Source organism: Pseudomonas sp. WC2 (assembly GCF_050586545.1).
Taxonomy (GTDB): Bacteria; Pseudomonadota; Gammaproteobacteria; order Pseudomonadales; family Pseudomonadaceae; genus Aquipseudomonas.
On record NZ_JBOBDR010000020.1, the window covers coordinates 65373 to 87206 of the forward strand.

Annotated in this window: 28 protein-coding genes and 1 tRNA gene; 14 read left to right on the top strand and 15 right to left on the bottom strand. The window is 56.7% G+C overall.

Annotated elements, in window-relative coordinates; genetic code table 11:
• Positions 1 to 2: 2 nt before the first annotated feature.
• The gene (locus ACQ4OE_RS22140; protein WP_430947910.1) at positions 3 to 725 is read left to right on the top strand and encodes an amidotransferase; all 723 of its coding nucleotides are present in this window, start codon (positions 3 to 5) and stop codon (positions 723 to 725) included.
• 97 nt (positions 726 to 822) lie between these two features.
• Here the strand turns inward: ACQ4OE_RS22140 and ACQ4OE_RS22145 are convergent, their stop codons facing one another.
• The 3 genes from ACQ4OE_RS22145 to ACQ4OE_RS22155 all read right to left on the bottom strand — a co-directional run bounded on the left by ACQ4OE_RS22145 (position 823) and on the right by ACQ4OE_RS22155 (position 3554).
• Positions 823 to 1794: a magnesium and cobalt transport protein CorA gene (locus tag ACQ4OE_RS22145; RefSeq protein ID WP_122594911.1), complete on the bottom strand. Its 972-nt coding sequence runs from the start codon at positions 1792 to 1794 to the stop codon at positions 823 to 825.
• Positions 1795 to 1925: 131 nt separating this feature from the next.
• Entirely contained in the window at positions 1926 to 2648 is a 723-nt protein-coding gene (locus tag ACQ4OE_RS22150) for a 1-acylglycerol-3-phosphate O-acyltransferase (protein WP_122594910.1), read from the bottom strand.
• A 216-nt stretch (positions 2649 to 2864) separates the two neighbouring features.
• Entirely contained in the window at positions 2865 to 3554 is a 690-nt protein-coding gene (locus tag ACQ4OE_RS22155; RefSeq protein WP_122594909.1) for a crotonase/enoyl-CoA hydratase family protein, read from the bottom strand.
• Positions 3555 to 3618: 64 nt separating this feature from the next.
• Here ACQ4OE_RS22155 and ACQ4OE_RS22160 point away from each other — a divergent pair, with 64 nt between their 5' ends.
• From ACQ4OE_RS22160 to ACQ4OE_RS22180, 5 genes are all read left to right on the top strand, one after another.
• Positions 3619 to 3741 (top strand): hypothetical protein, encoded by a 123-nt coding sequence (locus ACQ4OE_RS22160; protein WP_430947911.1) that lies wholly within the window; start codon positions 3619 to 3621, stop codon positions 3739 to 3741.
• A 108-nt stretch (positions 3742 to 3849) separates the two neighbouring features.
• Positions 3850 to 3939: transfer RNA gene (locus ACQ4OE_RS22165), tRNA-Ser, on the top strand.
• Positions 3940 to 4143: 204 nt separating this feature from the next.
• Positions 4144 to 4362, top strand: coding sequence for a hypothetical protein (locus ACQ4OE_RS22170; protein ID WP_430947912.1), 219 nt, complete (start codon positions 4144 to 4146; stop codon positions 4360 to 4362).
• Between the two features lie 269 nt (positions 4363 to 4631).
• Positions 4632 to 5771 carry an AAA family ATPase gene (locus tag ACQ4OE_RS22175; RefSeq protein WP_430947913.1) on the top strand — a complete coding sequence of 380 codons (1140 nt, stop codon included), beginning with the start codon at positions 4632 to 4634 and terminating at the stop codon, positions 5769 to 5771.
• Between the two features lie 2 nt (positions 5772 to 5773).
• The gene (locus tag ACQ4OE_RS22180; protein WP_430947914.1) at positions 5774 to 6817 is read left to right on the top strand and encodes a DUF4435 domain-containing protein; all 1044 of its coding nucleotides are present in this window, start codon (positions 5774 to 5776) and stop codon (positions 6815 to 6817) included.
• 278 nt (positions 6818 to 7095) lie between these two features.
• On the opposite strand, the gene ACQ4OE_RS22185 is transcribed toward ACQ4OE_RS22180, so the two are convergent.
• The 9 genes from ACQ4OE_RS22185 to ACQ4OE_RS22225 all read right to left on the bottom strand — a co-directional run bounded on the left by ACQ4OE_RS22185 (position 7096) and on the right by ACQ4OE_RS22225 (position 13351).
• A complete protein-coding gene (locus tag ACQ4OE_RS22185) occupies positions 7096 to 8280 on the bottom strand; it encodes an Arm DNA-binding domain-containing protein (protein WP_430947915.1) in 1185 nt (394 codons plus the stop codon).
• 106 nt (positions 8281 to 8386) lie between these two features.
• Positions 8387 to 8557 (bottom strand): hypothetical protein, encoded by a 171-nt coding sequence (locus ACQ4OE_RS22190; RefSeq protein ID WP_177413148.1) that lies wholly within the window; start codon positions 8555 to 8557, stop codon positions 8387 to 8389.
• Entirely contained in the window at positions 8547 to 8798 is a 252-nt protein-coding gene (locus ACQ4OE_RS22195; RefSeq protein WP_180699815.1) for a hypothetical protein, read from the bottom strand. The genes ACQ4OE_RS22190 and ACQ4OE_RS22195 overlap by 11 nt, the downstream gene beginning before the upstream one ends.
• 63 nt (positions 8799 to 8861) lie before the next feature.
• The gene (locus ACQ4OE_RS22200) at positions 8862 to 9155 is read right to left on the bottom strand and encodes a hypothetical protein (protein ID WP_430947916.1); all 294 of its coding nucleotides are present in this window, start codon (positions 9153 to 9155) and stop codon (positions 8862 to 8864) included.
• Between the two features lie 15 nt (positions 9156 to 9170).
• Positions 9171 to 11969, bottom strand: coding sequence for a toprim domain-containing protein (locus ACQ4OE_RS22205; protein ID WP_430947917.1), 2799 nt, complete (start codon positions 11967 to 11969; stop codon positions 9171 to 9173).
• Between the two features lie 2 nt (positions 11970 to 11971).
• Complete coding sequence (locus ACQ4OE_RS22210) at positions 11972 to 12205, bottom strand: hypothetical protein (RefSeq protein WP_150730524.1); 234 nt, start codon at positions 12203 to 12205, stop codon at positions 11972 to 11974.
• 74 nt (positions 12206 to 12279) lie between these two features.
• Entirely contained in the window at positions 12280 to 12645 is a 366-nt protein-coding gene (locus tag ACQ4OE_RS22215; protein WP_430947918.1) for a hypothetical protein, read from the bottom strand.
• Positions 12642 to 13121, bottom strand: coding sequence for a YmfL family putative regulatory protein (locus ACQ4OE_RS22220; RefSeq protein ID WP_430947919.1), 480 nt, complete (start codon positions 13119 to 13121; stop codon positions 12642 to 12644). The genes ACQ4OE_RS22215 and ACQ4OE_RS22220 overlap by 4 nt, the downstream gene beginning before the upstream one ends.
• Positions 13122 to 13150: 29 nt before the next feature.
• Positions 13151 to 13351 (bottom strand): DNA-binding protein, encoded by a 201-nt coding sequence (locus ACQ4OE_RS22225; protein WP_160054840.1) that lies wholly within the window; start codon positions 13349 to 13351, stop codon positions 13151 to 13153.
• A gap of 87 nt (positions 13352 to 13438) precedes the next feature.
• Here ACQ4OE_RS22225 and ACQ4OE_RS22230 point away from each other — a divergent pair, with 87 nt between their 5' ends.
• Entirely contained in the window at positions 13439 to 13807 is a 369-nt protein-coding gene (locus ACQ4OE_RS22230; protein WP_430947920.1) for a helix-turn-helix domain-containing protein, read from the top strand.
• Between the two features lie 103 nt (positions 13808 to 13910).
• Positions 13911 to 14096, top strand: a complete 186-nt coding sequence (locus ACQ4OE_RS22235) for a hypothetical protein (protein ID WP_430947921.1) — start codon at positions 13911 to 13913, stop codon at positions 14094 to 14096.
• Between the two features lie 60 nt (positions 14097 to 14156).
• Here the strand turns inward: ACQ4OE_RS22235 and ACQ4OE_RS22240 are convergent, their stop codons facing one another.
• The 3 genes from ACQ4OE_RS22240 to ACQ4OE_RS22250 form a co-directional block, all read right to left on the bottom strand.
• Complete coding sequence (locus ACQ4OE_RS22240; RefSeq protein WP_008084736.1) at positions 14157 to 14414, bottom strand: ogr/Delta-like zinc finger family protein; 258 nt, start codon at positions 14412 to 14414, stop codon at positions 14157 to 14159.
• Positions 14415 to 14479: 65 nt separating this feature from the next.
• Positions 14480 to 15331 (bottom strand): phage portal protein, encoded by an 852-nt coding sequence (locus tag ACQ4OE_RS22245; RefSeq protein ID WP_430947946.1) that lies wholly within the window; start codon positions 15329 to 15331, stop codon positions 14480 to 14482.
• Positions 15270 to 17327, bottom strand: coding sequence for a terminase large subunit domain-containing protein (locus ACQ4OE_RS22250; protein WP_430947922.1), 2058 nt, complete (start codon positions 17325 to 17327; stop codon positions 15270 to 15272). Before ACQ4OE_RS22250 ends, ACQ4OE_RS22245 begins: the two co-directional genes overlap by 62 nt.
• 163 nt (positions 17328 to 17490) lie before the next feature.
• Between ACQ4OE_RS22250 and ACQ4OE_RS22255 the strand changes: the two genes are divergently transcribed.
• The 6 genes from ACQ4OE_RS22255 (at position 17491) to ACQ4OE_RS22280 (ending at position 21827) form a co-directional block, all read left to right on the top strand.
• Positions 17491 to 18408: a GPO family capsid scaffolding protein gene (locus ACQ4OE_RS22255; protein WP_430947923.1), complete on the top strand. Its 918-nt coding sequence runs from the start codon at positions 17491 to 17493 to the stop codon at positions 18406 to 18408.
• 1 nt (position 18409) lies between these two features.
• Positions 18410 to 19429, top strand: a complete 1020-nt coding sequence (locus ACQ4OE_RS22260; protein ID WP_430947924.1) for a phage major capsid protein, P2 family — start codon at positions 18410 to 18412, stop codon at positions 19427 to 19429.
• A complete protein-coding gene (gene gpM, locus ACQ4OE_RS22265; protein WP_430947925.1) occupies positions 19426 to 20154 on the top strand; it encodes a phage terminase small subunit in 729 nt (242 codons plus the stop codon). Before ACQ4OE_RS22260 ends, gpM begins: the two co-directional genes overlap by 4 nt.
• A 98-nt stretch (positions 20155 to 20252) precedes the next feature.
• Positions 20253 to 20714 carry a head completion/stabilization protein gene (locus ACQ4OE_RS22270; RefSeq protein WP_430947947.1) on the top strand — a complete coding sequence of 154 codons (462 nt, stop codon included), beginning with the start codon at positions 20253 to 20255 and terminating at the stop codon, positions 20712 to 20714.
• A complete protein-coding gene (locus tag ACQ4OE_RS22275) occupies positions 20711 to 21157 on the top strand; it encodes a phage tail protein (protein WP_430947926.1) in 447 nt (148 codons plus the stop codon). Before ACQ4OE_RS22270 ends, ACQ4OE_RS22275 begins: the two co-directional genes overlap by 4 nt.
• Complete coding sequence (locus tag ACQ4OE_RS22280; RefSeq protein WP_430947927.1) at positions 21144 to 21827, top strand: virion morphogenesis protein; 684 nt, start codon at positions 21144 to 21146, stop codon at positions 21825 to 21827. The genes ACQ4OE_RS22275 and ACQ4OE_RS22280 overlap by 14 nt, the downstream gene beginning before the upstream one ends.
• The last annotated feature ends 7 nt before the right edge of the window (positions 21828 to 21834 follow it).

Sequence of the window (21834 nt, forward strand, 5' to 3'; positions counted from 1 at the left end):
TTATGTCGCTACGCATCTGCATTCTGGAAACCGACATCCTGCGTCCAGAACTGGTCGATCAATATCAGGGTTACGGGAAGATGTTCCAGCGCCTGTTCTCGCAGCAACCGATTGCCGCTGAGTTCACTGTGTACAACGTGATGCAGGGCGAATATCCGAGCGACGATCAAACCTTCGATGCGTACCTGGTCACCGGCAGCAAGGCCGATTCGTTCGGCACTGATCCGTGGATCCAGACCCTCAAGGAATACCTGCTGACCCGCTATGAGCGCGGCGACAAACTGCTCGGCGTGTGTTTCGGTCATCAACTGCTCGCATTGCTGCTCGGTGGCAAGAGTGAACGTGCGACGCAGGGCTGGGGTGTTGGCACCCACAACTACAAACTGGCGGCCAAGGCGCCGTGGATGAGTCCGGTGCGTGAAGAATTGACGCTGCTGATCAGCCATCAGGATCAGGTGACGTCGCTACCGGAAAACGCCACCGTCATCGCGTCCAGCGATTTCTGCCCGTTTGCCGCGTATCACATCAACGATCAAGTGCTGTGCTTCCAGGGACATCCGGAATTCATCCACGATTACTCGCGGGCGCTGCTGGATTTGCGTCAGGAAGCGTTGGGGTCGCAGATCTACAGCAAAGGCGTGGCCAGCCTGGAGCAGGAACACCATGGCGCCACGGTCGCGGAATGGATGATGCGCTTCGTCGCGCACAAGCCAGAAACCGTCTGAAGCCTTAAATATGGCTCCCGCATTAGATCTGCGCTCTTGCACAGATCCCTGTGGGAGCTAGCCCTGCTAGCGATTTTCCCAGCCAACGCGGTCTGCGCTACAACCACCCCGACCTCTTGAAACTCGCCCACAAACTCACACACCCCACCGTAATAAACCCCAGCACGGCGAAATAGCCGTAATGCCAACTCAACTCCGGCATGTTCTGGAAATTCATCCCGTAAATCCCCGCTACCGCCGTCGGAAACGCCAAAATTGCTGCCCACGCGGCAAACTTGCGCTGGACGACACTCTGCCGTGATGCCTCAAGCAACACACCAATCTCAATGGTCTGGCTAGCAATGTCAGCCAGCGTGCTGAGGTCTTCCATCTGCCGCGTGACATGGATCTGCACATCACGGAAGTACGGACGCATGTTTTTGTCGATAAACGGGAAGCTCAGCTTCTGCAGTTCCTCGCCGATCTCCACCATTGGTGCCGCGTACCGGCGCAGCCGCACGACATCGCGACGCAAGCCGTGCAGCTTCTGAATGTCACGCTCGTTTAATGCGCTACACAGCACGTTGCGTTCGAGTTCATCGATCTCGGCATGGATCGCCTCACCGACGGGCTGGTAGTTCTCGATGACGAAATCCAGCAGCGCATACAGTACGAAATCTTCCCCGTGCTCCAGCAACAGCGGACGTGCCTCACACCGTTGGCGGACATGCGCGTAGGACGCCGAGTGGCCATTGCGCGCGGTAATGATGTAGCCCTTGCCGGCGAAGATGTGCGTTTCGATGAACTGCAGAACGCCGTTTTCACGGATGGGCGAGTAGGTAACGATAAACAAAGCGTCGCCAAAGGTTTCCAGCTTGGGTCGGCTGTGCTTTTCCAGGGCATCTTCAATCGCCAGTTCGTGCAGGTTGAACTGACGTTGCAGGTTTGTCAGTTCCTGCGCGTCCGGCTCTTCCAGGCCGATCCAGACAAAATGGCCAGTTTTTGCGGCCCAGGCCGCGCCTTCATCAAGGGAAATATTGGTGACTTTCTTACCCGCGCTGTACACCGCAGCAGCAACAACTCGACCCATGGTGGTGATTCACTTCTTCTTGGCAGATGGCAGGGAATGCAAGGCTTCAGCTTAGCCGTGTCGTTGCTTGAGAGTCAGTGAAATCTGCACAGTTCCGGCAAAAGAAAACCCGCTCAGGGCGGGTTTCATTTTCAGGCGGCTTGCAGCTGCCGATCCATCGATTCGATGCATTCGCGCATCTGCTCGCGGCACTGATCGATGAGCATGGGCATGTCATCCATGGTCAACCCGGCTGTAGGAATTGCCGGCAGCGAGCGTATGAGGATTTTCCCGCTTTGCCAGCGGTTCAGCCGCATGTGCTTGATGTAGCTGCTGACGCAAACCGGAACAATCGGCACCCCGGCGGCAATAGCCATCTGGAACGCGCCTTTTTTAAACGGCAGCAGGTCTTCACCGAGGTTGCGCGTACCTTCCGGGAACACCCATATCGAGGTGTCTTCGTTTTGCAGGGTATTGGTGGTGGTGAGCATCGACTGGCGCGCCTTGTGCGCATTGCCTCGGTCGATCAGAACATTGCCTGCCAGCCAGAACAATTGGCCGAACAACGGCACCCACTTCAGGCTTTTCTTGCCGATGCACACGGTGCGGCGTGGCACAACGTTGCCGAACACAAACAGATCGTAGTTGGATTGATGGTTGGCGATGATCACGCAGCTGGCGGGTTTGTTCATCAAACCGCTGACGTCGGACTTCACGCGTAAACGCAAAATACACATCGCCGGCAAGGCGTAGAGGCGGGCGCATAAACGGCTGTTGTCCGGATTAAACGGCCGGCAGATGCCGAGGATCACCCCAAGCACACCCGCCAGAATAAAGTGCAGGCCCATCAATAACATACGAAACACAAACAGCATTTTCAGGCCCCACCGGGACAAAAGGTGGCGCAGTGTACGGATGTGCACTGTTTTCGGCAATTGCCGCTATAGAGTGCGGAGATAGGCGATGTTTAAGCGTATGTTTCAGAGTGGCTTGTCAGACCCGTCCTAGAGCCGCCACAGCGTTTTCAACCGAGCAGATACGAAAAAGCCCGACTCGATGGTCGGGCTATTCTTCGCTGCAGGCGTTTGGGGTTAACCCAGGTGCTCCTGATCCTGAACAATCGCACTGTCCAGGGTTTCCAGCAGCGCCTTGCGCACCTTCAGTTTGGTGTTTTTGTGCGCGAGCATGTTGATCTTCTTCAACTGACGCGCAGCGGCGAGTGCGGCGCCTTGCAGCTCCTCGGCAGACACCACCTTGTCGAGGAAGCCAGCGTCCACAGCGCTTTTCGGGTCAAACATCTCGCCATTGATCACCGAACGGTGGAACGCCGAGCGACGCAGGCGATCACGGGCCAGTTCGATACCGGCGTGATGCATGGTCATGCCAATCTGCACTTCGTTCAGACCAATGCTGAACGGGCCATCGACGCCGATGCGATAGTCGGCGGACAACAGAAGAAAGGCACCCTTGGCCACAGCGTGACCCGGGCAAGCGACGATCACCGGGAAAGGGTGAGAAAGCAGACGACGGGCCAGGGTCGAACCCGCCGTCACCAGTGCCACGGCTTCTTTAGGGCCAGCCGTCATCACTTTCAGGTCGTAGCCGCCGGACAGAATCCCTGGCTGGCCGGTAATGATCACGATGGCACGATCAGTCACCGCCTGATCCAGCGCCGCGTTAAACGCCGCAATCACGTCAGGGGAAATGGCGTTGACCTTGCCATTGCTCAAGGTCAGGGTCGCGATACCGTCTTCGAGGTGGTAGGTAATCAGCTCACTCATGACGCTATTCCTTGTAAGAAAGATGGGCAGACGTTACCCACCACCGCAGGCCAGGTAAAGCGCCGTGACTGACTCACCGGTCACCGATTCCCGGCGCATGCGCCATGGCCCGCCGTTCTGCTTCTATATAGAAGGCTGGCCGAAACCGAAGATTGGCCGGTTTGCCATGGCCCGCCGACAGAGCTAATGGCTTTTTCTCTTAACCGCATGAAAATTCTGAAAAAAAGTTTGCCATCGGAAAAGCTTTCGACTACATTAGCGCGCCTCGACAGACAGAACATGTTTGAAGAGTTACGGTGAAGTGTCCGAGTGGCTTAAGGAGCACGCCTGGAAAGTGTGTATACAGGAAACTGTATCGAGAGTTCGAATCTCTCCTTCACCGCCATATTCTGAAAACGCAAGCCCCTGATTTTCCTAGAGAAAGTCGGGGGTTTGTGGTTTTTGCTGTCTGAAAAATGGCCCCATGGGACTGATATGGGACTGGCGCACTGTTCTGGTGCGAAAAGGAGCTTGGCTGTGAATATCTGGGCCGCCCTACTCGGCCGCATGAGCTAGGCTTCGCAAACCCCTCACGTCCAGGATGGATAACATGCCGAATAACTCTGCCTCCAACATCGTCACAGCGGATGCGCTGACATTGCTTCTGCACAACCAGCATGCATTGGCGGCGGCGATTGAGGAGATCACCAGATGGCTTTCAAGGAAGGGCGAAGCGGTCGTTGCAGATAACGCCATTGTGGCTATGGAGACCCTAGACACAAACGCAAAAGCGATTACGGATGCGATTATGCGATTGCGGCAGTCCTAGGGAAATTGCCCAGCCAGACATCGATCGGTCAACAAGACAAAGCAGATACTCGACATAGCTCTCTAAAAACTGTAGCCACAGAGAGTCACGAGTGACAACCAATGTCAGCTGGGGCACTCCGTCATTTTTTAACGACGCTATAAAAACTCACCAGGCTTCCTCTGGAAGGATTTCTGGGTGATATTCGGATGGTCATTCGCTATTATCAACAAATGCCTTTACACAAACGCTTGCCGATTGTGAGCTGATTCAGATTTCGGGAATGAAAATTGAAAAAAATTACCAGCATCTCTCTATTCAATACGCCGATATTAGGTACTAATATTGAATTAGCTATTGAGCCTGGAAAAAATGTTCTGATATTGACCGGATATAATGGCTCTGGGAAAAGTAGAACCATCGGTGTGATTCTTGAAGCTCTGTCGCTTCTTCGAGACGAAAGCCATAATGTAACCAGCTATGATTGGATTGTTGAGCTTGTTTTCGAGAAGGAGATAAAGCTTCGAGCATTGAAGATGAATGCGCACACCTACTCTCCAACAGAAATGAAAAACTTAATTGAGGAGGAGTTTACAGGTGCTGACACCATTGAGCATGCTTATAATCGAGTTCAAGATATAGTTAGTAAGTATAAGCCGACTGGTAGCTTCAAATCAAAAAGTGAAAAAGAGGATCGAACTTTTGGTTGTGTGGCCTTATCGCCAAAAAATAAACAGTCAATAGAAGATTTTGGCGATAAAACTGAGGCTGTTGCTTTTATCGATTCGGAAATTTACTTCAACTATAAGCGTGAAGTATCAGAAGAAGTAATGAATCGAAGTTCGGGTATAAATCAAACTCTGTACACGTTGTTCTTCGAGCTTGCGGTGAGGCAGGTAGAGAATCCAGATGTCTTCAGTAAGGTATACTCGTTACTTAAGGAGTTCGAGGAAAAGAGCGGGGGGAAAGAGGATGAGGAAAGTGCTCGTAAGTATGTGAAGAGTAAGCTGGATCCCCTTGTTCTTGAAAATACCTTGAGTGCTTTAGAAAGTACAGAGGTGTTTATCGAGCTTAATAAATTTTTTGCACTCACGAATCGTAAATTGAGATGGACAAATACGCATGCGGTGATGCATCTCGATAATGGGCAGGAGATTCCTTGGATCTATTTCTCAAGAGGTGAAAAAACGCTGCTTGCATTGTTGTTGATTGTACATCTTTATAGTGATAGTGCTATTTTTCTGTTTGATGAGCCTGATCTTTCCTTGCATGTGGAGTGGCAGCGGATGCTAATTCCTGCACTTACAAAACTTGCTCCAAATTCGCAGTTCGTAATTTCGACTCACTCCCCTTTTATGGTCATGAATACCGATTGTGAACAAGTTGTAAATATGGTTAATTTTAGCTGCGCTACGTCTAGGCGGGGTTGATTATGAAGGCCACGAACAAGGATGTAGGATTCTCATTTACTAGTGCAGATTTAGAAAAAACCAAGTTTTTCAACATTGATGGTTCGAGTGTTATTCATGTAGATATATGGGTGGAGGCTTTCGATGATAAACGGTTTTGGCTTGCTCACCTGCCTATCTCTTCAAAGTATAAATTCTTTCCAAAGACCCCAGACCAAATAACTGCGCCTGACGGAAAAGTTTCAACAGGTTGCGACAGGCTTTTTAAGATGGAAAGGGATGGCGTAATTGTCTTAGGCAAGTCGCAGATTTTTTGTTTGGATAGTGATGATAGTTATTTAAAAGGGTTTATCGGTGGTTTCTCATCTCAGAAGCAAGAAAGAGATTTTGTTTACCTTACAAAAGTATACGCAATCGATAATGTGTTTTTAACTGGTTCCTTATTAGATAGAGTGTTCGAAAGCGTGACAGGTGCATCAGTCGCGGGTTTGTTGAGCAAGCCTTCAACTTTACTTGCTGAAGTTTCCAGTCTTGTTTCAGACATAGTTTTAGGTTTGGCGTTTTACGATGTGGTACTGTACTGTCGTAAAGTGCGTAATGAGTTTAAAATTAAATTTAATAAATTGCTTGAGTCACTAGTTAAGCTAGATTGCCAGCGAGCGTTGACGTCTTGCCCTGAGTTTTCAAAAATCACGATGTCTCTCGCGAAGCTTAATAAGCGACTTGAAAGCCTTTTTGTCTCGAGTGGAAAGAAATCGGAATATGACAAGTTTCGGGCGGCTGTTTTTGTTGACGGTTATTCGAATAAGAACGCGTATCTTTTCGTGAAGGGCCATTGTGTATATGAGGGCTTGGTGGGGTCTCTGGAAAAAACATCCCTAGAAATCCGGGATGCAGAGATAGTGCGAATTACAGCTCTGCACTCTGATTATGAGCAAAGAGTTCAAGCTCTCAAGAATCAGTGGCCAAATTTTGGCCACACGCTGAAAACATCTTATTATGCGGCACTACCTGCCGTGCCTTTTTTTGATGCATGTCGCAGTCGACTTGTTGCAGATTACGCTTAGGAAGGTTGATTTTTTATTGTTCGCTTCGCCATTGTTATAAACATAGCGAGTCTAATGCTTTCAACCCATAGCTCATCATTTATCAATAGTAGCTAGTGGCCGATCTTGGCGTGACGGTCCATGATAGGCAGGCAGAATTCCAGCCTATGTTCAATCGGCCCCCACACCTCGCCCAGGTGTGGGGGCCTTTTTTTGCGGGCTTGGAAACCAGTATCCCCTGGACTGGACCACTATTACATGACCTCCTGGCTTCGCCGAAAGCGGTGGCCTCAGTGGGTTCAGTGTAGAGCGGTGACCGGTGACAGGTTCAAAGCCATTTGCAGCATCCCCACCACATCTGGTCCGTCTTCATTGATCCATGTGCCGTAGTGCTGACGGATCATGTTGCCATTGGTGTGACCCATCTGCTCAGCAATCCAGTCGATCGACGCCACGCCGGTGGTCAGCAGCTGACTGGCGTAGGTATGCCGGCATTGCCCGGGTCCGCGGTAACGAACGCCGGCGGCGAGCAGGTGCGCCTTGAAGAAACGATCGCGCACCACGAAGTCATTGGCGTGCGGCAAGCCGCTTTTGCTGTTGAGGAACACAAAGTGCAGCTTGTGTGGCCGCACCGTCTTGTTGTCCCGCTCGACGATCTCCACGGTTTCCGCCTTGCGTTTGCGCGTCAGCGCATCGATCTTACGCAGGGCGTCCCACGCCGGAGCCAGCAGCCGCACCCGCCGCATCGATCGGCGGGTTTTCGTCACCCGGTACGCGCCGCGCACCTTGGAGCGGCGAAAGGTTACTGTGCCCTGAGCCAGGTCGACGTCCTCCCAAGCCAAGGCGATCGTCTCGGACACACGCGGGCCGGCCCATAACATGAACTGGACCATCAGCAGTTCGTGGGTGCGGTGGGTGGGCGTGTCGAGGATCTGTTTGATTTCCGCCCGGGTGAACGGGTCCGGGGCTTCCGGATCGGGCAGGCGCACCATCAACCCTTCGGTCGGGTCGTGCGCGACCTTCATCCGCGTGCGGTACAAGCGAAACACTTGGCGCACGTTGCTGATGATGTCGCGGATAGTCTTGTTCTTCAGGGTCTTCGACAGCGTGTCCTGAATCCAGACCTGCAGGTCGAGGTGATCGATCTGGTTGATCTGCACCTTGCCCCAGCGTGGCCGCACATGCACTTCGGCCTTGTTGGCGTAACCCCGGTAGCTTGAGGCCGCGACGCTGTTGGCCTTGATCTTCAACCACAGGTCTAGGTAATGGCCAAAGGTGTTTTCCACCAGTCGCGGCGAGTTTGGAAAGTGCCGGGCGTAATCAAAGGTGCCAGTCTGGATCTCGTATTCAATGATGTCGGCCAGGCGTTTGGCCTGGGCCACGGTAGCCGGTGTGTTGGCGCCCGGGACCGTTTCCCGGCATTTCTCCCCTTTGTATTGAAAATAGATTCTCACGGACTTGCCGCGAGCTTCGACCCCACTCATGTAAACCCCTAAAGCTGTACTCGTATTTCGACAGTCTGACGATCGGAAACAAAAAGGCCCGTTTCCGGGCCAAGTATCTGCAAGCGCGTCTTCTGGTGGACGCGGCTTATGGTTTGGGCTTGTGCCGGCGCAGGTGGGCATTCAACAGCTGACGCCGCCGGCTGCAGGCCTGGTGATTGCCCTGGGCGCGCCACTTGCCACACTGGTCGCACACGCTGGTGTGATCCATGTTCCAGGGAAAGCGGCGCACCGGTGTTGCGGCAGGGTCATTGGTCATGGCGGGACGCTCCCCGAGTGGCCGGGGTGGCCAGCAGTTGGCTGATCACGGCGACATCCGTTTCGCTCAGGTCGCCCAGGGTGCTGGCCATCTGGCTGAGGCTTTCCAGGCGCGTTCGAGCTTCAGGGGTTTTATGCACCAGGTAGCCGATGACGGCGGCACCGATGATCGCGGTCGCCACCAGGTGCCGCGCCGGTGTGGTAGCCTTCGTGCCGCTGCTGCTGGGGTTCTGTGCTTGCATGGTATGGTCCTCGTAAGTGGTGGGGTGTCGAGGAGCTGCAACTCCTCGGCACTGTTTTTAAGCTCAGTCCTTTCGTGCCAGGTGGATCACCAGGCCGTCAAAATCCGGCTCATGCTCAACACATGATTGCCATTCCAGTACCCGCAAGATCTGTTGCCTGCTGCAGTTGTCCACGAGGATCTCGCGCTGGCCAGCGGCTGCCCGCACTTCCAGAATCTGCAGCAAACCTTCCTCCCCGTAAGCACCGGCCTGAATGATCGGCGCGCTTTGCCCAGTAAATTCCATACGGCTTTGCACCCATTGGAGCTTGCTGGTTTTGCCGTCGCCGGCATTGCCCATCAACACTTGGATCTGCATCGGTCTTGCTCTCCTTTACGCCTTGAATGTCCAGCACTTGACCGTGGTCGGTCGGGGTTGTGAAACAGGGTTACGGTGGTTGAACGCGGCGCGCACGGCGCTGTGCACAGCCTTGTTGCTGTCGAGGAATTTGCGCGAGCGCGACTCCTTGAGCAGGTTGCGCAACGTGGCCACGTCGGCCAGCTTCTGTTTGTGTTCGGCGGCGCGTTCGCAGAATTCGTTGAGGTTGATGGCGATCACGGCCGGGTCACTGCTGTGGTCGACCACCGGATCCTCACTGAGGGATTCGAGGTAGTCGTAGACCTCCCAAAACTCGGCCACGGCCGGGTGATCGGAACTGATCGACGCCTGACGCTCGATGGCCATGCGCACGATCTGCCGCTGCGTGGCGGCGACTTGCGGATCACTCAGTTTCAGGACCAAGCGCAGGCCGTCCAGCAGCGAGAGCAGTTGTGCGTGGTTCTTGCTGATGCGCTCGACACGGATGTAGCCGCGCAGGTCATAACCGCAGCTGCTGCAGTTACCCTGGTCGCTGATATAAGCCGTGCTGCAGGCAAAACAATGGGTGTGCAGGCGGCGCAGCTTGGCTTCATGTTCCGGCATGCGCTGGGCGAACAGATCGAGCACGGCGGATTCTTTGCCCACCGCTTTCAGCAGAAAATGACTGAGGGTGCCGCCATCCAGCGCGTTCAACTGATCAGCGGCCGCACGGCTTTCCGGGGTGACGGTCGGACGCACAAAGTGCAGCTTTACGATGCGCGTCATGATCGCTTCGTGGGCCACTACAGCGGCGTTCTGGCTGATGGCAATCGTTCCGCGAAAGGGTGGTTCGTAGGTCTCGTTGCCAGCCGTCTTGACGCCTTTGGTGGCCAGGGTGCCGCCGCCGTAGAAGTCTTTGAGCTCGTCCCATTCGAAGGTTTTCGCGTGTGCCCGATCGTCACTGTGGCGATCGGCCTCGAGGAACACCACCGGCATGCCGGAGACCTGACCCATCAGGCGCGAGCGACCCGCCTTGGTCGACTTCATCGGGTCGAACCCTTCGTAACCCTCGCGGCCGAGCAGTTTCCACAGCAGGTTGAGCAGGGTGGTCTTACCGGCGCCGGCTTCACAGGTGGCTTCCAGAAACGGAAACGACTGGTAACGCGCGCGGATCTGTTCGCAGAACAGCGAGCCAAAAAAGAACACCAGAGCGACGAAGCCCTGGGCGCCGAAGCAGGTCCACAGCAGCTTTACCCACTGCTCGTTGAAGTCCTTGCCGTCACGTTGCAGCTTGATCGGCACACCTTTCTGCAGGGTTTTCAGGCGCAGCTTGCCGAACTCGAAATAGTCCTCGCTGTTGACCTTGTAGGTGCTGCCGTCCTTGATCGCGATGTCGCCGTAGACGTAGCAGGCGTATTCCTTGCTGTAGCCCACGTAGTCGATCGTCGACACGGTTTTGATGCCGAACAGTTGATCCTTCATCAGCTTGTCGAGCTGCTGGCCGCTGCCGGTAAACATGGCCCCGGCCGCCATGCCGAGCAGGCGCTTTTTGAATTCGCTGGCCGCTGACAACTGGCCGCTGGTGAAGGTGTTTTTGACGCTTTCCGAATCGTGCGGGAAGTCCACGCGCAGGTAATACCAGGACTCGTCCGTCACCTCGTTACGCTGGAAGTACAGGGCTTGCGGGTAGCAGTTGGCAATCTCAACGACACTGCCGGATTGCTGCAGCGCCTTTTCGCGCTGCTGCCCCTGGTTGAGCAACTGGTCGTCGTGGTTGTCGCTATCCTCGATGTCGGACATGGCCCGGTTGAATTTCTCCATGTCCAGCTTGAACCAATACAGGCGGCTGCCGAAGCCCAAGTGAAATTCACCGCGTTTGTTCCAGTCGTACATGAGCAAGGCTTTTTCAGCCGCACTGTCTGCCAGCAGCAGGGCGCCCAGATGCCGCGCCTGCTTGAGGTCGGTGGCGATCTGTTCGGCACGCTTAGCATCGTCCTGGATGAAGCTCCAGCGCTGATGCAGATCGTTCCAATCAGCCTTGCGCCCGTCGCGCTGGGAGATCTGCGCGGATTCGCAGATGAAACCCAGGGCGCGGGCTTCGCGTACCCAACGACGGGTGTAGGCGTTGGCGCTCGGCTCGTTATCCAACGCCCACACCAGCTTGGGCAGCTTGCCGCCCTCACGGATTTTGATCAGCGCCTTCAGCGAGTCCCCCGGGAATGCATTGGACGACATGGCCGATACCGCTGCGATGTCGTTGTGCACCAAGGCGATGGCATCAAAGATGCCTTCGACGATCCAGATTTCCTTGACCTCGAGCAGGTCGACGCAGGGGGGGCACCACCAGACGCCGCGGTAGCTGTCCTTGGATTTGAAGCGCGCCTTCATCTTGCCAAAGCGGTGCGGCTGATCGATCAGACGTTCCCACCATCCGCCTTTTTCCAGAGCGAAACGCACCGTGGCGCTGCCGGCGTTGTGTTCAGGGGAATAGAAACTTTCTTGCGTGAACCAGCCCTGAATCAACTCAAACCGAAAGCCTCGGGCATATTCCAAGTAGGCCCGGGCGGTGGCGTTGGGATGCTGGTCGGTTGCTGGCGCACGCTTGCTCCAGTCTTCAAACAGATCGTCGTACAGCTCTTTCACGTGCAGCGTGTGGCCGCATTTTTCCGGGCGACCACAGATCACCATCCAAGGCGTATCGAAACGGGAATACAGCTCCTTTTTCTTGCACTTGGGGCAGGTGCCGCCGCGCATGTAGTCGGTGCCCGTGCGGTGCTTCAATCCGAAGTCGGATTGGAGGCGTTGCAACACGTCGTGGCGAAGATCTTCTTTCATGATTACTTCACTGCTTTGAGGCTGAGGGAGAGGGCTGCCATCAGGCGTTTCTGCGCAGCCATCACCGGAGTTCTTTCCAGAATCGAGCTGTGCCGTTTTTCTTGTGGGACATAACGGTATTCATCCGCGTACCAGTAGTCGTTGAGGCTCAAGCGGTACTGCTCACGCATCACAGCCAGAAGCGCTTCGGCTTCTGCAGCTGGCAATTGGGTGGTCAGAATCACAGCGTTTCCCATCTTGAAACCTCGATTTCAGGCGCAGCTCACCCAAACCCACAGGGTGCGGGGCAGGCGTTCGTTGGGGGTTGGTGTTACGAGTTGGCTAAGCGGAAACGGCCAATGTCTGGCGCGTTGATGATTCGCTCGTAGATCAGGCTGACCGGCACGGCCCATTGACTGCCGGTGACTGGGTCAACGATGACGGTGTGGGTCGACGTGCTGCTCTGGATGTTCAGGCGCTGCCGATCGCGCACGGCAACCATGGAGCTGTTGGCCAGGTGAACGATCCTTTCCGCGATCTGCGTCTGTACGTCGTAGTCCGCAACCAGGTGTTGGACGGCTCGGCTGAACAGCTGCTGATCGTCGCTCAGATGTTCGGACTGGTGACGCTCAAGAAACAACAGTGCGGAGCGCTGCAGCGTGTCCTGGTATTCGTTCACTTCGGGCATGGCAGTCATTTGGCTTTCCCCGACTTAGACGCGTGCAGTTGGATGACCGCCAGAACTTCGGCGTGTCTGGCTGCGAGGTGCAGTGAGTCCGCGTGAAGGATCGCTTCAGCCTCGGCCTCGCTGATGATCCCGTCCTTCAAAGCTTCCTCAATGAGGTGGTCGACGGTGCCTTTCTTGGCTGAGGCCTGGACGCAACGGGCGTACATTTCGACGTTGTCCAACGGATCTGGCTCCACCACTGGGACGAAAATCCCGCCGTACATTGCTGCGATGTACTCGGATAGAAAGGTCGTCCCGGTCTCCAGCTCGAGCTGGTGGATCTGTGCGTCGGTCAGTGGGCGGCAGTTGTTGTTTTCATAGGCGTGGTTGTCGAACTTTTTAAGCGATAGGCCGATGCGAGCGGCGGCGCATTCGCGTCCGCCGGGATAAGCGCAAATAATTGCGCTGACTACCTGACGCCGAGTTTTTAGAACTGTGCTTTTCATGTTCTGCTTTTTCCTATAGCCCGGTGCCATTACTGTTCGATCACGCCGTCTTTGATACCCAGCAACACCGCGGCGCGATGTGCCTCCCCACGGCGACCTTTTTTACGACCGTTCAAAAGGTCGCTGACCAAATTCTTATTCAGCGTGTGGATCCGACAAAACTCCGCAATGCTCATTCCTTTGTGATCCAAGGCCTCGCGGGCTTGCTCGGGTGTAAGGGTGGCGGGCATAGTGTTCGCTCGTGTGCGTTTGTGTGGGTTCGTGTTCGTACGGCGCTGATTATGACCAGTTTATTTGTCCTGTAAAGGGGCTAAAGTTTGAAAAAGTTGTCATCGAGTGAGATCTCGGAGTTGAGTGCGGGCGAATGCTTGCGCGAAGAAAGGGTTCGATTGGGCCTTAAACAAGAAGAAATGGCTCAGATTGGCGGCGTAACCCGGAACACTCAGGGCAGCTACGAACGAGATGAGCGCCGCCCGGATACTGGCTATTTAAAGGCCTTGCATGCCGTGGGCCTCGACATCCTCTATGTCGTCACAGGGGTCCGAACCCCTTCTCCCGTCGGGGGGTTGAGCGAAGACGAGGAGGTGATGGTGAAGCGCTATCGCAGCATTCCCCAAGAAGACCAAAAATCTGTGCGCCGATTTCTGCAGGCGATCGCAGACGACGTTGCAAAAAACTCGAATTAACTTGTAACAAAGTATGTAATGCATTCGTCGCCCCTCGGTTTTAAAGCCCTTACCAGTCCCCGATAACGTCGATTCAGCAATGCACTTATATGGAGTAGTGAGCATGTTGGATCGCGCAAAAGTCGATAACGGTTATGTACAAACCCTTGAGTTTGAATGGCACGCCCTCTCGAAAATCGAACGTCGTTTAGTCGGGCTATATCGCCAGTTGACCGAAGAAGATCGAAAGCAACTACGGCGTCTTACCGAAGCACTGGCGACAATTCCAGAGGAACTGGAAGCAAGCTGATCGCTGTTAATTGAATCGTTAGATACGATCGCCGACACATATGAGTCGGCGGTTTGCAAATCACGCCACCGCCTGCGATCCCAGTTGTTCAAACAGCTCCCGCTGTTTCGCCCTGGGCATATCCCGCAAATGGTCGAACAACATCCTTTCGAAGGACTGAGCCGATGGGCTCAACGTGTGCGAAAACGTCAGATTCGCGACCCAGGTGTGCCCGCACTTTGCGTCCAGGCACTGGCAGTACAGCTTCGCAAACTCCGTCGATAGCTTCTCCCTCGAAGCGATCCGTCCTCTGTGTCCGCATTTGCATTCAACTCGCATTGTGTCCCTCCCCAGGGCAGCCAATCGCCACCATATTGCCACAATTTGTAGTGGCAATCTCTTAGCTAGGCACCGACTCCAGTTGGATCAACTGGTATATCGACCTCTCTCCAGTTGATTCGCCTGTCTGGCCTTAAGGTGTCGTTGATTTGGTTGAACAGCTGGCAGATCGGCCTGATCTCGTTGCTGGTGTACACCCGGTCAATCTTTTCGATGTCGCCAAAACCCCCGCTGTTTTCCGGAATGATGCCGGCGAGCGCGGGGTTCATACGCCAAGCGGCGATCACGTCATTGCGGGTGATGTTCTTCACCTTCTCCAGCTCGTCTTTGGCTTGGAAGTCCCCCACAGGGATGATCTGGATCGCGTTCTCTTTGCCGTTCGGGATGTTGACGAACATCGATCGGAAGTTGCCCACACCCTTGCTGGAGCTGATCTGCGCGCGCAGGTTGTCTTCGTCCTCCTCGGTCAGGTCCGGGTCGTTGGTGTAGAAGATGTAACCGGCGTGGGCGCCGTTGCTGTAGTAGCGACGGCGGAACAAGGTCGCGGCTTCGTTCAGCAGCAGCGCCTGCATGCCGCCTAGGTAGTCTGGCACTCCGTAAATGTTCTGTTCCACGTCATAGTCGAGGACGTGCTCGATCTCGTCCTGGTCGAAGTCCATGAATTTGTTGTCCGGCAGCAGCATCCGGAAACCGCCGTCGACCTTCACCCGCATGTTGATCGACGCCAGATGCTGCAGCTCCAGGACTTGGCCGAAGGCGTTGGTGTCGCGATAGAAGAAGGCTTCGCCGAACACCATGTAGTCCAGCCCCGCGCAGCCCATTGTGCGAGCGCTACAGCCGGCCGAGGGAACCAGCTCACGCAGCAGCAAGTTGCGTTTGAACTTCGGGATTGCGCCGTGGTGCGCGTTGGCGCGCAACAGTTTGGCCAAGCCGGGACGTGACACTGGCGGCTTGTAGATCTCGCCGTCGTCGCTGAGGAACACGCCCAGGTATTCTCCGATGTTGCCCGACAGTACCTGTTCTGGTTCGCCGAACGTAAACGCCCGCATCGGTTGCTGCTGTCGTGCCTGTTGTTTGACCTGGCGCTTTTTGTGTCGAGGATTGGGCATTGTTTCCACTCGTGACGTAGCGGCTACGACGCCGCTTGTTGGTGTTCAAAGGTTCGTTGGCCAGGGCGTGCATGACCGCCCAAGCGATGTCGGCGTGGCCGGTCGCGTCGGTGCGCGAAGCGCTGTAGGTGACTTGGCCGCTGTTGGTTGTGCCGCGTTTGATGGTCAGGAACGCCTGGGCGATGTCGGTCCATCCGGCATCCCACTCGATGCGGCTGCCTTGGATCGTGTCCTGGGCTTTGAGCACCAGGGCGTTCTTCGCCTCAAGGCTGTAATGAATCGGCGTCGCTTTGGCGTAGAAGTCGCGCACCAGGTCGAACACGCCGTAACCCACGCCGGTGACATCGATACCGATGTGCTGGACGTTGAAGCGCTCGGTCAGCTTCTTGACCTGGGCGGCCTGGTAGGTGAACGAGTGGCCACGCCAACTGTGCTTTTCCAAGATCCGGAACTTCGCGCCAGGCTCCAGCGGCGGGGCGATGACAACGCACGTCGCGTCGTCGCGAGTCCGGCTCGGGTCGTAGCCCAGCCAGACCGGGCTGTTGCCAAACGGTCGTTCCTCGTCGGGCTTGTAGTCCTCCCACAATGACAGGTCGGAATAGCACCGCTCCAGATCCTTGAGGCCGAACGCGCTCTGTGTGCTGTCGATAAACTTGCAGTAGAAGAGCTGCTGAAACTTGTCCTCGTCGTACTCCAGCTGCAGCTGCTCGAGGTCGAACAGATCGCAGCCGCCGTCGATCGCATCCTGAATAGTGATGGTCTTGCGCCATTGGCCGTCCGGACACAGTGCACCTTGGGTGTACGCGGCCTCGATCGGCCAGGTGCCGCCGGCCTTTTTTCCGCGCTTGCTGTTGCGGAATTCTTCGCCGGTCCAGAACGGGTAGGCCTGATGCGACACCGCGCTGGGCGTCGAGAAATAGGTCTTACGCCATTTCTTGTGGGTGCCCATGGCGCTGGCCACGGTGCTGAGTTTTTCGAAGTCGCGGATCCAGAAATATTCGTCGACGTAGACGTGACCGTGGTAGCCCTGGGCGGTGCTGCTGTTGGTGCTGAGAAAACGCAGTTCGGCGCCGTTGCTCAGCACGATCGGGTTGCCGGTCAGCTCAATGTCGAACCACTGCTTGGCGAACTGGATGATGTAGCTGCGGAGGATCTCGGACTGCGATCGGCTGGCAGACAGAAACACCTGGTTGTCGCCACTCAACACCGCGTCCATGAACGCTTCGCCGGCGAAGTAGTAGGTCAGGCCGACCTGACGACTTTTGAGGATGTTGCGGATCCGGCAAGTCAGCGGGTTCTGTTTGGCCGCGAACAGCTCCTGCTGGTAGCGGTACATTTTGCTGATGAACTTATCCAGGAAGTCGACTTCGGTGAGACCGCTGATGTCGTTCTTGGCCTTCTTCTCTTTCTTCTTGCCGCCGCCTTCGCCACGACCGGAGCGATCGCTACGCGGGCGCTGGCGAGGTTCCGAGGAATCGCCCGGATCATCTCCGATCGATGCCGCCGCCAGCGCAGGTTTAGCCGCTTGCTTTAGCAGTCGTTCGCGCACGGCGGTCAGCCGGTCGAGTTCGTTTAGATCGTCCTTGGAAAGGCTGCCGACCTTGTCCAGCAGCAAGGTGATACGCCGACCAACAGCGGTCAGCGGTTCCTCGTCCGACAGCATGTCCTCCCATCCACCCTGGCGGATCCAGTAGTAGACGATCCGGATGTTGGGCAGGTTGAGTTGCGCCTGAATTTCCTTGGCCTTACAGCGGCGCAGAAACAGGCGTTTGGCGGCTTCTTTAACTTCGGTCGAGTAGTACATGGGCCGCAGTCTATGCGGCGAAAACAGCGAAAACGCGGGGTTAAATTCTGCGATTTACCTAGATCCTGAATCTAGGAGGAACGCGCAATTGAACCGTTTGTTAGGGGGCGTTTTGCTCCATATCTTGGCGGCTCAAATCACCGATTGAGCGCAGTTATCGCCCATGCCCCGTTCCCTTGTTTCATTCTGGAAACGTGTCGCCACCAGCGGCACCACCGCCGATGGTCGCGAGATCCTTCCCCAGGAACTGCGCGATATCGCCGAAACCTACAGGCCGTCCAAGTACACGGCTGTGATCTGGTGTGACCACGAACGTTGGAGTGGTTCCCACGGCACTGTTTACGCCGTGCGCCTGGTGGAAGAGGGCGAGGATTTGGAAGAAGGGCAAATTGCCCTGGAAGCCCAGCTCAAGCCCAACGATCGACTGCTGTACCTGAATGATCAGGGCCAGAAGCTGTTCACCAGCATCGAGATCACCCCGAACTTCGCCGGCAGTGGCAAAGCGTACCTCACCGGCCTGGGCGTGACTGATGAACCCGCCAGCCTAGGCACGCAGGAACTCTATTTTTCGAAGAAAACCCACAAGGACGCTTTCTACGCCGCGTCCGTGGAATTGGGCTCCTTTGAAGAGGAACCCCAAGGCGAAGTGGGCAAGCTGATTGGCTTGCTCACCGGCCTGTTCAAGCGCTTTGCAGCGGACGCACCGCCTGCCGAACCCACCACCCCAACCGAGAGCAAACCCCCAATGGATGAAGCTACAGCAACGGCCCTTAAAGCCCTGCTGGCTCAATTGCTGATTGTCGCTGCTGGCATTCAGGCTGTGATTGAGCCCGTCGCGGAAGAGGCTCCTGAGCCTGAAGCCGCACCGATCGACGACGTGCAAGCGGCGGTCGACGGCATCGTGACCACTGCCGAAGAGGAGCGTGAGTTCAGTCGCAACGGCGGCGCCACGAACAAAGCTCTGCTGGCCAGCATGGCCGCACTGCAGAAGCAGTTCAACGCGCTGCAGAACACCACGACCGGCCGCCAGCTGCCACGCAACCCCGGTCCAGTGACCACTGCCAAAAAGCGGGTGCTTTGACATGGGCCAGCCATTGAGCGCCAAGGGCGCCAAGCAGTACGCCGCGCTGCAGGAAGCGATCGCCGAAACCTACGGTATTGAGCGCGCCAGCAAGACGTTCAGCGTTGAACCGTCGATCGCTCAAGAGCTGAACGACTCGATTACCGCCAAGGCCGACTTCCTTGAGCGCATCAACGTCGTTCCGGTTAGCGAGATCAAGGGCGAAAAGGTGTTCATTGGTGTCAACGGTCCGGTGACGGGCCGCACCAACACTAAGACCACCGATCGCGAAGCCAAGGATGCCTCGGCGCTGGAAAACACCACCTACGAACTGAGCGACACGCAGTCCGACGTGGGCCTGCCGTACGCGAAGATCGACGCCTGGGCGAAGTTTCCGGACTTCCAGGACCGCTATTCCGGCGCGGTGCAAAAGCGTATCGCCCAGGACCGCATCGTGATCGGCTTCCACGGCACGCACGCGGCTACCCAAACCGATCTGGCTGCGAATCCAAAGCTGCAGGACGTGAACAAGGGCTGGCTGCAGCAACTGCGCGAGCAGGCCCCGCAGCAGGTGCTCAAGGAAGGCGCCGCTGCGGGCAAGGTGACACTCGGCGCCGGCGGCGACTACGCCAACCTCGATGCCCTGGTCCATGACACCAAGCAAATGGTCGACGAGATCCTGCGCGAAGACGGCGACCTGGTGGCGATCATCGGTTCCGACCTGCTGGCAGCTGATAAGGCCAAGCTGTACACCAAGCAGGGCGACACTCCGACCGAAAAAGAGCGCATCGAAAACCTGCAGGTCATCGCAACCTACGGCGGTCTGCCTTCGTTCAGCGTGCCGAACTTCCCGGTCAATGCCGTGTTGGTCACCAGCTGGGACAACCTGTCGATCTACTTCCAGGACTCCAGCTGGCGCAAGCAGGCCGTCGACAACCCGAAGCGCTCCCGCGTCGAGGACTACAACAGCCGCAACGAAGGTTACGTGATCGAGCAGTTGGAAAAGATCGCGCTGACCGAGAACGTGGAGCTGCTGGCGTGAGCCTGGCCCTGGCGCACAAGCGCCGCACCTTGGCCATGGGCGTGACCGCTGTCGCGGCAGCGCAGTCGAGCGCGGCCATGCCGTACACCCCGGCCGACGCGCTGAGCAGTCCGGCTAATGCTCGCAAGAACCTGATGCTGCAGGAAGCGTCGTTGGATCAGGATCTGGCGCGCCTGAGCGCGATGAAGGGAGCTTTGGCAGGGCGCCAATTGCTCAAGCGCGACGAGCTGCTGCCCAAGTACCAGGAATACGTGCAGCGCTACTGCGAGTCGGGGCTGAACTTCACCAATCGCGTTGCGGTGCAGGTGATGGTGTGGCTGTTCGATACCGCCCAGTTCGAAGACGCACTGGAGCTTGCCGACTTTCTGATGGAGCAGGGCCAGAAGATGCCGGAGCGATTCAATCGCCGCGACATCCAGACCTTTGTTGCGGATGCCATCGCCGATTGGGCGTACGACGAATACAACGCCGGCCGAAGTCCTGAGCCCTACCTGTCCGACCTGTTGCCCCGCGTTGACGGTGAATGGGACCTGCCTGAGCAGATCCCTAGCAAATACCACAAGTTGATCGGCATGCGCGCTATGGAGGCTGAGCAGTGGGAAACCGCGCTCAAGCATTTGGAGCGCTCCACCGAGCTGTACCCGAAAGCCGGCAACGACACCCGCATCAAAAAGGTCCGCAAGGCCTTGGAAAAACAAGTGGCCGCTAACCCGGCTTCCAAATAACCGACTACCCCCCCCAGCGGGAACCTGTGGAAGTGAGCCGCCCATTTATGGACCGTCCCACTGAAAACAGGCTTCCCGCCCTATTCGAGTGGCCAGCAATGAGCTTTTCCGGGAAACCCACCACCTTTGTGGAACAAGCGATCGAGAACGACGGCTTCTGGCCGGACCTCTCCGTGACCGAGTTTCAGAAGGGTTACCGCCTGCCGGCGGAGCACCTGGTAGAGATGCTGCTCATCAACCTGGCTACGGCCATGGCGCAGGTCAACAGTGATCTGGCCAGTTTAAAAGCGCGCTGGCAGGGCGCTGGAGTGTCACGCGTTGAATCTGCAGACACCACCGTCCTGCCGGAGCGCACCTTTCAAGCTGAGACGTACAAGCGCGCCGTGTATTGCCGTGCGAAGGCCAGCCTGCTGCCGGAATTCGCCTCGATCATCCGTCGCGAAAGCGCGGAGAACCTGGGCAAGGAAGCCCCCGAGCGCAAGGAAACCTTCCTCGAGTTCAGCCAGCAGGCCGTCCGATCGCTGCAGGGTCGCGGCCGCATCACGGCGGTGCTGCTGTGATCAAGCTCCGCGCCCTGACCACGTACCTGATCGAGCGCCGCCTGGTCGAGTTCGAGCAGCTCGACAGCTGGACTAACCAGGTGAATCTCGAGCTGATCTGGAAGCCCGACGTCGGCGGCATGCGCATGGGTGACATGCGCTACAGCGCCACGATCGCGCTGGAGCGTTTCGCCGATCACCCGGGGCGGCTGATGGCGTTGGTGGGCAGTTGGCTCGAGAGCAACGACCAGGACCGCGACGAACTGCCGGCGGCGAAGTTCGATATCACCATGCTCGACAACGACCTGGCCGACGTCGACATCACCCTCGAGTTCGTAGAGCCGCAGTACCTGGCCGAGGATCCGGAGGGCGAGATCGAAGCTTTCGGCACGGCCTGGTCGTTCATCCCGTTTGACCTGTGGGTTGCCGAACACGGCGAGGTGTCGAGCCGTGGCCGGACGTAGCACCTTCGAACTCGATGCCCGGGGTTACCTGGGCGTGCGCGAGCAACTGGCGCTGCTGAGTCTGCCGCCGCAACTGCGCCGGCGTTTGCTGAACAACGTCTCCAAACGCGTGCGATCGATGAGCCGCAAGCGGGTGCGCGACCAGCAGAACCTGGACGGTTCACCGTTCGAGGCGCGTAAGGGCACCGGCAAGGGCAAAAAGAAGATGGAAGCGGGGCTGGCCAAGCTGATGCAGGTCACCCGTGTCAGCCCCGACGAGGCCGTGCTGGGCTGGAAAAACGCCCTGACCAGTTGGGTCGCGGCGCAGCAACACAACGGTGTCAGCGAACGCCGGACCGCCGCTCAGATGAAGCGGTGGAACAAGGTTCCCGAAGGTTTGGCAGCGACCGAGAAACAGGCAAAGCGCCTGCGTCGCTTGGGCTTCAAGGTCCGTCAGGAGGGCAAAAAGTCGCTGACCAGGCCGTCCGTGGCTTGGATTCAAGAGCATGTGAACTACGCCAAGGCGGGGCTGCTGATCCGCATCTTGGACGATGAAAAAGCCGAGAGCAGCGGTGCGCAGAGCTGGGAAATCACCCTGCCCAAGCGCCAGTTCATCGGCGTCAGCACCGAACGAGACACTGGCTTGCTGCTGAACCAGGTGCTCCAACAAATCCTTAATTCACCCCGCTAGCGAGGCA